The following is a 13,126-nucleotide window of genomic DNA, read 5'->3' as shown; positions in this document are numbered from 1 at the left end:
CAGTCGTTCATGGATTTAAAAACGCTGTTCCCGAATGTACGGAATGCCGAGCGCTTCGGGAGCGCCCGTCGGCTTGTTGCGGTTTCGCCATCCCAAATACATCAGCACGAGAATCGTGACGACATACGGAATCATTTTCAGAAAATAAGAAGGAATGCTGCTGCCGATGAGCTGAATTTTGAAGCCGATCGTGTCCATCACGCCGAAGAAATAAGCGCAGAACAGCGCGCGCAGCGGGTTCCACCGGGCAAAGATGATAAGCGCGACCGCGATCCAGCCGCGTCCGGCCGTCATGCCTTCGATCCAGGTCGGCGAATACGCGAGCAGCAAATCCGCGCCGGCCAGCCCGATCAGCATCGAGCCCGCAACGGTATAGCCGTACTTCAAGAGCTGGACGCGAATGCCCATGACGTCGGCCGTAGCCGGATTGTCGCCGATCGCCCGCAGATGCAGCCCCCAGGAAGTCCGGTGGATCAACAGATGCAAAACGATGACAAGGGCGAAGCTGAACCAGGTCAGCACGTCCAGACGGGCGAAAATGTCCCCGATCACCGGCAGCGGCTCAAGAAACGGCAAATCGAGCTTCGGCACGGAACCGGGAATCGGAGTGCCGGCGACGGATTTGCCCAGGTAGGCGCTGAGCCCGCTCCCGAACAGCGTCATCGCAAGGCCGCTGACGACCTGGTTCGTACGCAGCGTCACGCACATGAACGCGTGCAGGAGCCCGAGCGCGGCGCCTACGCCGGCGACGGCAAGCAGCGAGGCGATAAAGCTGCCGGTATGAAGGTACGTCATGCAGGCGGTGACCGCTCCCATCAGCATGATGCCCTCCGCGCCCAGTTGGATTATGCCGGACCGCTCGTTCAAAATGCCGCCGAGCGTGGCGAAGAGCAGCGGCGTTCCGGACGCGATGGCCGCGACCGCCAATTGAATGAACCATTCCATGACCGAACGCCCCTTTCAACCGTTGCGCCGCAAGCGGAACTTGGCCGCCATGTTGCCGGCGATCAGAAAGAACAGAATCGCGCCTTGCAGCATGGTGGAAATCGAAGACGGAAGGCCGAGCGTCTGCACGCTGTAGCCGCCGACGATCAGGCCGCCGAACAGCACGGAAGCGGCGACGAGCCCGAGCGGATGCAGCTTGGCGATCCAGGCGACGATAATGGCGGTGTAGCCGTAGCCGGGCGAGATGCCGTACATCAGCCGGTGCGCGACGCCGGACACTTCGCTCATGCCCGCGATTCCCGCAAGCGCCCCGCTGACGATCATGACGATCAGGATGTTCCGCTTGAGGTTGATGCCCGCATGGTTGGCCGCCTCGGGATTCGCGCCGATCAGCCGCAGCTCGTAGCCCCAGCGGGTGTAGCGAATCATGAACGCGTATAAAGCGACGGCCGCAAGCGCGATCACCAGGCCGAAGTGAAGGCGGGTGTCGCCCAGAACCGGCAGCGTCTGCGCTTCGGTGAACATCGGCGTTCCCGGAAAATTGAACCCTTTCGGGTCTCTCCACGGATCGAACACGACGTAGTCGAGCGCCAGCAACGCCACATAATTCAGCATCAAAGAGGTAATGAGCTCGTTGACCTGAAAATACGTCTTCGGGATCGCCGTCAACGCTCCCCAGATTCCGCCCGCGGCGATCGCAAAGACGATCATCAGCGGAATCGACGCGTAAAACGGCAGGCCGGGAAAATAGATCGTAACCGCAGTCGCGGCGATGGCGCCGGCGACAAATTGCCCTTCCGCGCCGATGTTCCAGACGGATATCCGGTAGGCGATCGATACGCCCAGGCCGCACAGCAGCAGCGGGATGGCTTTAACCAGCGTTTCCGTAATGCCGAATTCGCTGCCGAACGCGCCTCTTAGCATTTTCCCGTAGACCTCGACCGGGTTTTTGCCGTTGGCGGCAATGAAGACGGCGCACAGCAGCAGGGCGAGGACGACCGACACGATCGTCATCCACCACGGGCTTTCCTTGCGGGCCGGATCGATCTCAAGCCGGAAGGAAAACCGCCCCTTTGCAGCCGGGGTCTCCTGCTCGCCGATCAAGGCGGCGGCCGAACGTTCGCTCATACCGCCTCCTCCTTCGCACGCTGCAGCCCGGCCATATACATCCCGATAGTTTCCCGGTCCGCCTCTTCCCGGCCTATTTCTGCCGCGATGCGTCCGTTGTAGAGGACCAAAATCCGGTCGGAGAGCTGCATGATTTCATCCAGGTCCTCGGAAATGAGCAGCACGCTTTTCGAGGCGCCGCGCAACTCGTTCAGCAACCGGTGCACCCCTTCCGCCGCGCCGACGTCGAGCCCCTGCGTCGGATGAACGGCCACCATCAGCAGCGGCTGCCGATCGATCTCGCGGGCAAGCAGCAGCTTCTGCTGGTTGCCCCCGGACAGCTGGCCGACCGGCGTATCGAGACTTGGGGTTTTGACGTCGAACCGCTCGACCAGTTGCTGAGACCACCTCCGGTTGCTCCCTGTAAGCAAGAAACCGTACTTCGAGCGCTCAGGCGACCGGTACGTTTTGGCCAACAGATTGTCGACGGCGCCCAGGCTGCCCGCAAGGCCGCTCTTCATCCGGTTTTCCGGCACATGCGAAATGCCGGCTTCGATCGCCGCGCGAACGGACGCGGTTTTGAATTCCTTGCCGTTAAAGACGATGCTGCCTTTCTTCCACGGAAGAAGACCGCTGAGCACCTCGGCCAGCTCCTTCTGCCCGTTGCCGGCCACGCCGGCGACCCCCACGATCTCGCCCGCCCGCACCTGGAAGCTCAAATCGTCAAGCGCTTTGCGCCCGTGCTCGGCATATACGTCCAGATGCCGAACGTCGAGCAGCACGTCGCCTCTCGGGCGCCGGTCCCGCTGCCGGGCGACAGGGGCGATGTCTTTGCCGACCATCAGGCGGGCCAGCGCTTTCTCGTTCGTGTCCGCCCGATCGATCGTCTGCATCATGCGCCCCTTGCGCATGACCGAAATCCGGTCCGCGACGGCCATCACTTCTTTGAGCTTATGCGTCGTCAGAATGACGGTTTTGCCTTCGGCCTTCATCTGCGCGAGCGTCGCGAACAATTGCTCCGCTTCCCCGGGGGTCAGGACGGAAGTCGGTTCGTCCAAAATGATGAATTCGGCCCCGCGGTACAGCGTCTTGACGATTTCCACCCGCTGCTGCTCCCCGACCGACAGCTGCCAAATCGGGCGGTCGACGGGAAAGGCCAAGCCGAAGCGCTCCGCGATCGCCGCGATTTCCTCCTGTTTGCGCCGCATCCAGTTCGGCCCGCGCCAGAAGGCGCTTTTCTCGCCGAGCACGATGTTTTCCGCGGCCGTAAGCGTCTGAACGAGCCGGAAGTTCTGGAACACCATGCCGATCCCGAGCCGGGCCGCCTCTTTGGGGGAACGGATCCGAACCTTTTGCCCGTGGATGTAAATCTCGCCGCTGGTCGGACGGTAGACGCCGGACAGCATGCACATGATCGTGCTCTTGCCGGCCCCGTTTTCGCCGAGCAGCGCGTGGATTTCCCCCGGCTTGCAGGCAAAATCGACATGATCGCTTGCAAGCACGCTTCCGAACCGCTTGACGATCCGCTTCATTTCCAGAGAGTACGTTTCGGCCATTGCCGCCTCCTCCTTTATTGGGGAATGGTGCCTTCCACGCCTTTGACGAACCAGTTCATCTCCAATATTTCCGCGTCGGTCAGCGCCTGCCCGGCGGCGACCTTCTCGGCTCCGCTCTGGTCAAGGATCGGTCCGGTAAAGACGTTCAGTTCGCCGCGCACGAATTTCTCCTTCGTTTCGTTGACAAGCTGCTTCACGTCGTCCGGCACGCTCGGACCGAGCGGCGCGATATCCACCATGCCGTCCTGGAACGACCCGAGGTACGGCTCGTTGGTCCACGTCCCCTCCATCAGCGCCTTCACCTTTTTCACGTAATACGGGCCCCAGTTCCAAACCGGGTTGGTCAGGTAGGCTTCGGGAGCGTAACGCGTCATATCGGAATCGTTGCCCCCCGCCATGGCGCCCCTTTCAGCTGCGGCCTGCAGCGAAGCCGGGGAATCCTGGTAGGCGAGCAGAACGTCGGCCCCCTTGTCGAGCAGGCTTACGGCGGCGTTCCGTTCGGCCGTCGGATCGAACCAGGTGTTCGACCAGACCACGCTGACTTTGGCGTCTTTGTTGACGCTTTGGACGCCGAGCGCAAACGCGTTGATGTTGTAAATCAGCTCCGGAATCGGGAAAGCCGCGACGTAGCCGATCAGGTTCTTTTTCGTCATTTTGCCGGCGGCGATGCCGCTTAAGTAGCTGGCCTCCCAGTTTTTGCCGAAGTACGTCGCCATGTTGTCGTTCGTCTTGTAGCCGGCCACGTGCTCGAACTTGACGTTCGGGAATTTCTTCGCCACATTGAGCGTTTGATCCATATACCCGAAGCTGGTCGTGAAAATGATGTCGTGATTTTGCGCCAGCTCGCCGATCACCCGTTCGGCGTCCGCGCTTTCCGGCACGTTCTCGACGGTGTCGGCCTGGATGCCGAGCTCTTTTTCCATATACTTTCTTCCCTCATCGTGCTGATACGTCCATCCGCCGTCCCCCGGAGGGCCGATATAGACGAACGCGACGCGCGGCTTGGCGATCCCCGGCGCTCCGGCGGAAGCCGAGGGCGATTCGCTTGCCGGCGCGGAAGCGGACGGCTTTCCGTTGTTCCCGCCGCATGCGGAAAGCACTGCAGCCCATGCGAAAACCAAAACGATACCGAGCGTCCATGACCTCTTCATCCTTTTCATCTTTTTCCTCCCCGACTTTCTGTTCTTTTTTGCCTTCATGGAAGCTTTTCGCCATTGATGTAACTCCAATATACGTACGCGTTATTTATGAGTCAACTTAAATGACATTTAATTGGCGAAAATGATGAAAAAACGACCCGAACATTGTGCGCGATGCACTGTTCGACATGAATTATGTTATACTTTATTACATAAACATATCACAAATCGCAAGCGAGAGGGGACGACACAACTTTCGTCTCCTCATCATCCATGGACGCCAATTCCGCCGCTTCCCGCCCTCCGGCCCGCAGCGCTCCCGCATCCGCCCGGCGGCGCCGCCTGCGAACCGCAATCAGCTCCGCCGCGACGCTGACCGCAATCTCCTCCGCCCCTTCGCTGCCGATGTCAAGCCCCACCGGAGCATGGACATAAGGCGGGACGGGCAGCCCTTCGAACAGATGCCGGATCCGGCTTGCCGATCCCATCACCCCGACATAAGCCGGACCGATCGCCAGCAGCCGCTCCAGCATCTCACGGTCTCTGCGGATCTGATGGCCGCAAACGATCGCGTAGTCGCTCCTGCCGATCGCGAGTCTGCATACGATATCGGCGGCCGAACCGACCGCAAGCTCGGCGCGGGGAAAGCGTTCCGCCGTAACGAGCGAAGGCCGCCAGTCGGCGACGGCGATCCGGAAACCGATGCGTTCGGCCAGACGAACGATCGGCTCCGCGTCCGGCCCGGCGCCGAACAGGACAAGGCGGGGCCTCGGCTCAAAGCGCACGCTATGGTAAGGAGACGCCTTGCGCGAAGCTTCCCGGGACTGCGCATCCTCCCTCTCGGCTTCCCGGCATATCTCCGTCTCGTACCGGAACCCCCGGCTCGACTTGTATCGGTTCAAGCGGACCGTATAGCCCGCGTCAGTTAGCTCGCCAGCCTTGGCCAGCGCTTCGCGGAGCTCCCCCTCGACCGGTTCCAGCAGAATGCGCGCGACGCCGCCGCATCCGACCGACTCCCCCCACATCGCATCCTCCTCCGGGCGCATGTCGTAAACGACAAGCTCGCTTCGCCCGCTTCGCAGCAGTTCCGGAACCCGCTCGCGAAGATCGGCTTCCAGGCAGCCGGGACTGATGCTTCCGATCGTATTGCCGTCCGCCATAAGCAGCATCATCGCGCCGGGTTTCCGGTACGCATGGCCTTCCACGCCGACAACCGTCGCCAGCACGGCCGCCTCCCCGCTCCGCCGAAGGAAAGACAAGATTTCGAAACCGTCCATCTCTTTCGCCTCCTACCCGATTCTCGCAAGCAGCGCTTTTAACGAGCGGTCCGCCCCTTTCAGCGTCTCCTCCCGGTCGATCGTGATCACGCGCTTGCCGGACATCACGATCTCCCCGTCGATCATCACCGTGTCCACGTCGCCTCTTGTCGCCGCATACACCACCCTGGAAAACAAATCGGCATCGTAAGAAGGGAACGTATGAAAATCCTCCAGATCGAGAAGCTGCAAATCGGCGAGCTTGCCCGGTTCGATGCTGCCGATCTCGTTCGCAAGCCCCAGCACCTCCGCGCCGCCCATCGTCGCCATCCGCAGGACGGTCCGGGCATCCATCACGGTCGGCCCGTGCCGCACTTTCTGAATAAACGCCGTAAGGCGCATTTCCTGAAACATATCCAGGTTGTTGTTGCAAGGCGCCCCGTCCGCGCCGAGCCCGACCGGAATGCCGCGCTCCATCAGATCGGGAACTTCGGCGATGCCGGACGCCAGCTTCAGGTTGGAGCCCGGACAATGCGTCACTTTGACGCCGCGCTCCCGGATAATCCGCTTCTCTTCCTCGTCCAGCCAAATGCTGTGCGCCAGAATCAGATTAGGCCTTGCAAGGCCGATGTGATCGAGATAGACGACATTGCGCATTCCCCGCTCGGCTTCCACCAGCGCGATCTCCTCGCGGTTTTCGGACGCGTGCGTATGCACCCGCACCCCGTATTGCGCCGACAAATCGCGCACCTCGGTAAGCAGCCGTTCGGTGCAGGAGACGACAAAACGCGGACAAAACGCATATTGAATGCGGCCGTTCGCCGCTCCGTTCCATTTTTCCAGCAAATCCACGCTTTCCCGCAACGAGCGGTCCGTATCCTCCTGCAGCGGCAAAGGCACTTCCGTTCCATGGTCCATCATGACCTTGCCGGAAATCGCGCGAATGCCGCTTTCCCGGATCGCGTGAAAAGCGGATTCCGTATGATGCACCGTTTCCATGTCCAGGATGGTCGTCGTCCCGCTCCGGATCAGCTCGCCCAGACCGAGCAGCGCCGAATAGTAGACCGATTCCTCCGAATGCGCCGCTTCCAGCGGCCAAATCCGCTTGCGCAGCCAGTCGATCAGCGCGAGGTCGTCCGCCCGCCCGCGGAACAGCGTTTGGCAAAGATGAATGTGCGTCTGCACGAATCCGGGCAGCAGCACCTTGCCCCTAGCCTCGATGACGCGGTCCGCTTCCGCCCCAAGGTCCGGGCCGATTCCGGCGATGCGGTTGCCGTCCACCAACACATCCCCGAATATTACGTCGTTGTTATCGTTCATCGTCATAATCGTTGCGTTGCGAAACACCGTCTTCGCCATACCCTTTTCCCCCTCGAATCGGAACGTCAACGCGCCCGCTCCGTCCGGCCGTCCTCCGCGCTCAGCATCCGCCGGAACAGAAACGCCATTTTGAGCCGCAGCAAATCGTTGATTTTTTTGAAATCGACATCCAGCAGTTCGCTCAGCTTTTCAATGCGATATGTCGCCGTGTTGCGGTGAATGAACAGCTTTTTGGCCGTCTCGTTGAGTTGGCCGTCGTTGTCCAGATAAGCCTCCAGCGTCCGGAGCATTTCCTGGGCATATTCCGGGTCCTTGCCCATCAGACCGCCCAGCATGCGGTCGCAGTACATCCGCATTTTTTCTTTGGGCACATGCTCGAAAAGAAACGCCAAATCCAGCGTCTCGCAGCGCATCACGCGCCCCGCGCTCCCCCATTCCCCGGACAAGCGGAGCGTCTCCCGGCACTCCCCGAACGCTTCCGCCAGTTGTTGCGGTCCGATCTTGCGGCAACTGACGGCCGCTTTCGGCGCAACTTTCTTCAGATCGGACAAGCAATCCTCCAACGCCGCGGCCAGCGCGCCGTCCCCCTCGCCGTCGGAGACCGGAAACAGGGACAGCAGCCCTTCTTCCATCAAAACGTGCAGCCCTTCCATCTCTTGCAGGCGGGGATGATGAACGTATTCTTCCTTCAGCCATTCAAGCGTTTCGATTCGCGCCGCTTCGTCCGCCGGCCCGGCGACATCCGTCAGCACGCAGCGATACGGGCGCTTGAATGTCCCGATCTCCCGGCGCTCCGCATATTCGGCCAGCATTTCGGCCGGAAGGCCGTCTTGGAGATGGCGCTTGATCAGTTGGCTAAAATGGTTGCGGGACGAAACCTCGAAATCAGGCCCGCCATTGAAATTCAAATGGAAGGAAAGCAGCTCGGAGGCTTGAATGTACAAGCTCTCCTCGACGGCGGACAGAACCTGGCGCGGAGTAAAAAACAGCACGTATCCCGTGCAGCGATCGTTTTTCAGAAGCGGAACGCAGAACGCTTGCCAACCCTCGCTTTTGACCCGCATCGGACGAAGCGGCCACGGCCATTCCCGCACCAGTTCCGCATCCGGGACTGCGGACGTATTGTATACGATTCGGCCGCGCGACCCGACGACCGCAACCGGTTCTCCGATCACTTCCGCCACCGCGTCGAACAACTGCCGGACCGGGTTCGTCTGCAGCGCGAAGCGCATCAGCCTGATTTGCTTATCCAGCACATCCTGCAGCACGCTTGTATTCCGTTTCATCTCGGCATGGAACAGGCCGTTGATTTGATCCGAAAATGTGAATGGGTAGGGAAGCTCGATGAGCGGAAATCCGAGCTCGTCGGCTTGGGCGATCAGCCGATCGGGAATGGAGGTCCAGAACCGCCCCAGCTTGATCCCGAGCCCCGACGAGCCGCGCCGGTTGAGCTTGACGATCAGATCCGCCGCTTCTTCCGGATGATCCTTGATCAAATAGGCGGTCGTAAACAGCATTTCGCCTTCTTTGATCCAATTCGCGATATCCGGAGCGTCCATGACATTCACGGATTTGACAATCCGGTTTCGTCCGGCTTTGCCCGCGACTAGCCTGGCTTCGGTAAGCGGATAGACGGATAAGGCCTGCTCGACGGTCAGATACATAACACCCCTCCGCCCTTTATTTTATGTTACTATTAATAACATTTTATGGTCGGATAAGATTTTTATCAATACTTAATGTAATATAATATTACATATAAAAGAATTTTTTTAGAATAATATGCCAATCTTATTGTGAAAAACCAATAAACCGCAATGAAATGTTAGGTATTCGTACGTTTTTTATGCGTATAGGCAAGCGGATTGCTGCCCATGAGAAATTTATGCCGAATCGTTTGGAAAAAGGGCCGCTAAATAAAAAAGCCGCCCGGCGGATCCAATGCGATCCGCAGAGCGGTCTGCTCAAAACCGAATATCGCTTTACGATTGGGCGGAAGACGCCGCAGCGGGCTGGGCCGTTTGCGTTTCTTTGGCCTGTTCCTCGCTCGGACGCGTCTTCTGAATGAAGAACGCCAGCACCAGGGCGGCGATCGTAAACCAGAAGGAGTACAGGAAGGCGTGGTTGATCCCCGTTACGGTCGCATGCCGGGTCGCGTCGAGCATTTTGGCCGCATCCGTCGGCTTGATGCCTTGGGAGATGATCGTTTCCGTCAGCACGCTCCTCGTTTTGTTGGACATAATCGAAACAAGCAGCGCGGTACCGAGAGCGCCGGCCACGTTGCGCAGCGTCTGGGACATCGCCGAGCCGTGCGCATTCAGCCGTTGCGGCAGTTGGTTCAGACCGGCCGTCTGAATCGGCATCATCAACAGGCCCATTCCGAACATCCGGATCGTGTACACCCAGATCAAGTGCGTGTAGGTCGTATCGACGGTCAGCCGGGTGAATTCCCAGGTGGCGGCGGCCGTAATCGCAAGTCCGATGACCGCAAGCCACCGGGCGCCGATTTTATCGAAGATGGCCCCGGTTACCGGCATCATCAGCCCCATCACAATCGCTCCGGGCAGCAGCAGCAATCCGGATTTGACCGGCGTGAAACCGAGAATGTTCTGCAGATAGATCGGCGTCAATACCATCCCCGCAAACATCGCCATGGTCACAATGACGTTAATGACCGTCGTCAGCGAAAACATGTTGTATTTAAACACGCGGAATTCAAGCACGGGCCCGCTTGTTCTCAGCTCGCGGATGGCAAACAGCAGCAGCGTGACCGCCCCGATTGCGAGCGAAACGATAACCGTCGTGCTGCCCCAGCCCTCATCGCTGTTCCCCGCTTCGCTGAAGCCGAACAGCAGACCTCCGAACCCGAGCGTAGACAAAATGACGCCCAGCGTATCCAGTTTCGGGTTCGTCCTTTGGCCGACATTTTTGATGAAAAAAATACCGAATATCAAAGCGATAGCCGAAAGCGGAAGCAGCATGTAGAAGAGCACATTCCAGTCATAGTGCTGAACAATCCACCCTGACAAAGTCGGACCGACAGCAGGCGCAAAAATCATCGCAATTCCCATAACGCCCATCGCTTTTCCGCGTTCTTCCACCGGAAAAATCGTCAAGGTCACGACCGTCATCAGAGGCATCAAAATGCCCGCTCCCAAAGCTTGCACGACGCGGCCGGTCATCAGCAAACCGAAGTTGCCGGACACGGCGCAAAGCAGCGTGCCGAGCGTAAATAGCGCCATCGCGGTGATAAACAGCTGTCTGGTCGAGAACTTCCCGATCAGATAAGCGCTGATCGGAATCAGCACGCCGTTCACCAGCATAAAGCCGGTCATCAGCCATTGGGCCGTATTCGTAGAGATGCTCAGACTTTCCATGATTTTGGGCAATGCCACATTCAGCAGCGTCTGGTTCAAAATCGCTACGAATGCTCCGATGATCAGAGCGACCATAATCGGGGCTCTTTTAATTTTCGGTGCAGCTTGACTCATAAATCTTTCCCTCTCTCCACTTCCTGTAATTTTTCGATAATCAACTGGTGAATCCGGATCAGTTCGTCGACGACGTCCGCAGGCAAATCCGATAGCGGCGACATGCGCTTCATCGCGTTATCGTTGGCCTGCTGTAAAAATGCCTCTCCCTTCGGGGTCAGTTTTAAAGCGATGGAACGACGATCGGACTCAAGCCGTTCGCGCATCACCATGCCTGATCTCACCAGCCGGTCCACGATTCCGCTGGTCGCGCTGTTTCCGATATGAATGCGCTCCGCCAATTCGGTCAAACTAACCCGCGGATGATGTTTCAGCGTCTTCATGACAAAAAACTGAATCGGGGTTACGCCCAGCCCTTCCGCTGTTTTCGAAACCGTTTGATGAAAGACCTGGTTTACCTCGCGAAACGATCTGAACAACTTGCTGATCGGCAAATCCTCCTCCTGATCCATCGTCTTTCCACCCCCTTACCACTAAATAATATGCTTACAAACTTTTCGCATACGAAATATATTACTCACAGATTGCTTACTAGTCAATTATTATTTTGTAAGGAACTCCTCGATAACCGTCATTTTTCGAGAACAGAAGCCTCATCCCGAACGCAATCTTGATCGAAGCGTCAAGATAACCGATCGCTGCGAAAGGAATATCCGGACGGACATAGCCGGCTCCGACGACTAGAATTAAAGCCAGGGAAAGAAAAGGCATGGTTTTTCCGTGAACGAAATAGAAAGGAATAAAATGGATCGCGACAGCCATTAAAGCTCCAAGCCAAATCATTCTGTAATCCATGGCAGCATAGAAAGGCCCGCCGATAAGAAACCTGAGGACAAAAGCCCTACTCCGCAGTGTTCGATATCCGGACCCCGATTTCTTCAACGGATAAAATCACGGTTTCTCCGTGACACGCGACAGTTTCTTTACGCAGTTCGTTGCTTCGCCTGGTCCTGATCGATCTTTTCCATTAAATCCTCGAAAATTTCCTCTTTGGTCTGGTAATACAGATAGATCCAGCCGCGGCTCATATTTGCCTCTTCCACAATATCTTTTATGGTCGCCGGCTCATAGCCCTTGCGAGTGAACACCCGTTCTGCCGCCTCGAGGATTTGCATCTTGCGCTGCTCTTTATGTGCGTCCGATTGACACGCGGTTCATTTTACAAGAGGGGTTATTTTGATAAAAAAAGCTATTCCCAAGCGTCCTTCCGGACACCATGGAAATAGCATCGTTTCAGGTTTGTTCGCCGACTTCGCGGACGGTGCGCCCGTCAAGCGCCCGGCTCCGCATTCGCGTCCGTCTCCGCCGCTTCGTTCTCGGCCAATCCCGCAAACAGCGCGTGCACGAACTGCTCGGCGTCGAACTGCTGCAGGTCGTCCATCTTTTCGCCCAATCCGACGAACTTCACCGGCAGCGAAAGCTCCTGGCGAATCGCGATCACAATGCCGCCTTTCGCCGTTCCGTCGAGCTTCGTCAGCACGAGGCCGGTGACGCCGCTTTTCTCGCCGAACAGCTTCGCTTGCTGCAGGGCGTTTTGGCCGGTCGTCGCGTCGAGCACAAGCAGCGTCTCGTGCGGAGCGCCGGGGATTTCCCGCTGGATGACGCGATGAATTTTCGCCAGCTCCTCCATCAGATTCGCCTTGTTCTGCAGTCTTCCCGCCGTATCGCACAGCAGCACGTCGACGCCGCGCTGCTTGGCCGCATGGACAGCGTCGTAAATGACGGCCGCGGGGTCCGATCCGGCCTGCTGCCGACTGACTTCAACCCCGACGCGCTGCCCCCATACCTCGAGCTGCTCGATCGCGCCGGCCCGGAACGTATCCCCCGCCGCCAGCAGCACCGACTTGCCCTGCTGCTTGAAGCGCCAGGCCAGCTTCCCGATCGTCGTCGTCTTTCCGACGCCGTTCACGCCGACGAACAGAATGACGGTGATCCCGTCCGGGTTCATTCTGAGCTCGGCTTCCTCGCCTTCGTTCTTCAGCAAGCCGACCAGCTTCTCCGACAAAATCGGCTTCAGCTGGGAAGCCTCCTCGATTTTGCGTTTCTTGACCTCCGCGCGCAGATCGTCGATGAGCTCCATGACGGTGTTCACGCCGACGTCCGCCCCGATGAGGATTTCCTCGAGCTCCTCGAAGAAGGCCTCGTCGATTTTGCTGCGGCGGGTGAACAGATCCATCACCTGCCCGACGAAGGCGTCGCGGGTTTTGGCCAGACCTTCGCGAAATTTGTTCGTCACCGCCTCGGCTTTCGCCGAGATGCTTTCTTTCAACCTTTTGAAAAAGCTCATGGATCGTTATGCCTCCAACCGATTA

General features: G+C 58.4%; 12 protein-coding genes. All 12 read right to left on the bottom strand.

Annotated elements, in window-relative coordinates:
- Positions 1 to 15 precede the first annotated feature (15 nt).
- Positions 16 to 945 carry an ABC transporter permease gene (locus F560_RS0100435; protein WP_019003717.1) on the bottom strand — a complete coding sequence of 310 codons (930 nt, stop codon included), beginning with the start codon at positions 943 to 945 and terminating at the stop codon, positions 16 to 18.
- A gap of 15 nt (positions 946 to 960) precedes the next feature.
- A complete protein-coding gene (locus F560_RS0100430) occupies positions 961 to 2,073 on the bottom strand; it encodes an ABC transporter permease (RefSeq protein ID WP_019003716.1) in 1,113 nt (370 codons plus the stop codon).
- Positions 2,070 to 3,608 carry an ABC transporter ATP-binding protein gene (locus tag F560_RS0100425; protein ID WP_019003715.1) on the bottom strand — a complete coding sequence of 513 codons (1,539 nt, stop codon included), beginning with the start codon at positions 3,606 to 3,608 and terminating at the stop codon, positions 2,070 to 2,072. Before F560_RS0100425 ends, F560_RS0100430 begins: the two co-directional genes overlap by 4 nt.
- A gap of 14 nt (positions 3,609 to 3,622) precedes the next feature.
- Positions 3,623 to 4,768, bottom strand: a complete 1,146-nt coding sequence (locus F560_RS0100420) for a BMP family ABC transporter substrate-binding protein (protein ID WP_026298013.1) — start codon at positions 4,766 to 4,768, stop codon at positions 3,623 to 3,625.
- Between the two features lie 200 nt (positions 4,769 to 4,968).
- Complete coding sequence (locus F560_RS22135) at positions 4,969 to 6,024, bottom strand: XdhC family protein (protein ID WP_019003712.1); 1,056 nt, start codon at positions 6,022 to 6,024, stop codon at positions 4,969 to 4,971.
- A 12-nt stretch (positions 6,025 to 6,036) separates the two neighbouring features.
- Positions 6,037 to 7,362, bottom strand: coding sequence for a 5'-deoxyadenosine deaminase (locus F560_RS0100410; RefSeq protein WP_019003711.1), 1,326 nt, complete (start codon positions 7,360 to 7,362; stop codon positions 6,037 to 6,039).
- 26 nt (positions 7,363 to 7,388) lie between these two features.
- The gene (locus tag F560_RS0100405) at positions 7,389 to 8,987 is read right to left on the bottom strand and encodes a PucR family transcriptional regulator (protein WP_019003710.1); all 1,599 of its coding nucleotides are present in this window, start codon (positions 8,985 to 8,987) and stop codon (positions 7,389 to 7,391) included.
- 318 nt (positions 8,988 to 9,305) lie between these two features.
- Entirely contained in the window at positions 9,306 to 10,814 is a 1,509-nt protein-coding gene (locus tag F560_RS22130) for a DHA2 family efflux MFS transporter permease subunit (protein ID WP_033395580.1), read from the bottom strand.
- Entirely contained in the window at positions 10,811 to 11,266 is a 456-nt protein-coding gene (locus F560_RS0100395; RefSeq protein WP_019003708.1) for a MarR family winged helix-turn-helix transcriptional regulator, read from the bottom strand. Before F560_RS0100395 ends, F560_RS22130 begins: the two co-directional genes overlap by 4 nt.
- Before the next feature lie 79 nt (positions 11,267 to 11,345).
- On the bottom strand, positions 11,346 to 11,696 hold the full coding sequence (locus tag F560_RS26475; RefSeq protein WP_342662920.1) for a DUF6609 family protein: 351 nt from the start codon (positions 11,694 to 11,696) through the stop codon (positions 11,346 to 11,348).
- Between the two features lie 41 nt (positions 11,697 to 11,737).
- Positions 11,738 to 11,929 carry a helix-turn-helix domain-containing protein gene (locus tag F560_RS0100385; protein ID WP_019003706.1) on the bottom strand — a complete coding sequence of 64 codons (192 nt, stop codon included), beginning with the start codon at positions 11,927 to 11,929 and terminating at the stop codon, positions 11,738 to 11,740.
- Between the two features lie 155 nt (positions 11,930 to 12,084).
- On the bottom strand, positions 12,085 to 13,101 hold the full coding sequence (gene ftsY, locus F560_RS0100380; protein WP_019003705.1) for a signal recognition particle-docking protein FtsY: 1,017 nt from the start codon (positions 13,099 to 13,101) through the stop codon (positions 12,085 to 12,087).
- Positions 13,102 to 13,126 lie beyond the last annotated feature (25 nt).

Source organism: Cohnella laeviribosi DSM 21336, assembly GCF_000378425.1.
Lineage (GTDB): Bacteria > Bacillota > Bacilli > Paenibacillales > Paenibacillaceae > Cohnella > Cohnella laeviribosi.
This window is presented reverse-complemented; position numbering and strand designations above follow the sequence as displayed.

Bases quoted from the DNA above. Each gene is read 5' to 3' on its own strand.
- F560_RS0100435 (WP_019003717.1), bottom strand. From the start codon at position 945: ATGGAATGGTTCATTCAATTGGCGGTCGCGGCCATCGCGTCCGGAACG.
- F560_RS0100430 (WP_019003716.1), bottom strand. From the start codon at position 2,073: ATGAGCGAACGTTCGGCCGCCGCCTTGATCGGCGAGCAGGAGACCCCG.
- F560_RS0100425 (WP_019003715.1), bottom strand. From the start codon at position 3,608: ATGGCCGAAACGTACTCTCTGGAAATGAAGCGGATCGTCAAGCGGTTC.
- F560_RS0100420 (WP_026298013.1), bottom strand. From the start codon at position 4,768: ATGAAAAGGATGAAGAGGTCATGGACGCTCGGTATCGTTTTGGTTTTC.
- F560_RS22135 (WP_019003712.1), bottom strand. From the start codon at position 6,024: ATGGACGGTTTCGAAATCTTGTCTTTCCTTCGGCGGAGCGGGGAGGCG.
- F560_RS0100410 (WP_019003711.1), bottom strand. From the start codon at position 7,362: ATGGCGAAGACGGTGTTTCGCAACGCAACGATTATGACGATGAACGAT.
- F560_RS0100405 (WP_019003710.1), bottom strand. From the start codon at position 8,987: ATGTATCTGACCGTCGAGCAGGCCTTATCCGTCTATCCGCTTACCGAA.
- F560_RS22130 (WP_033395580.1), bottom strand. From the start codon at position 10,814: ATGAGTCAAGCTGCACCGAAAATTAAAAGAGCCCCGATTATGGTCGCT.
- F560_RS0100395 (WP_019003708.1), bottom strand. From the start codon at position 11,266: ATGGATCAGGAGGAGGATTTGCCGATCAGCAAGTTGTTCAGATCGTTT.
- F560_RS0100385 (WP_019003706.1), bottom strand. From the start codon at position 11,929: ATGCAAATCCTCGAGGCGGCAGAACGGGTGTTCACTCGCAAGGGCTAT.
- ftsY (WP_019003705.1), bottom strand. From the start codon at position 13,101: ATGAGCTTTTTCAAAAGGTTGAAAGAAAGCATCTCGGCGAAAGCCGAG.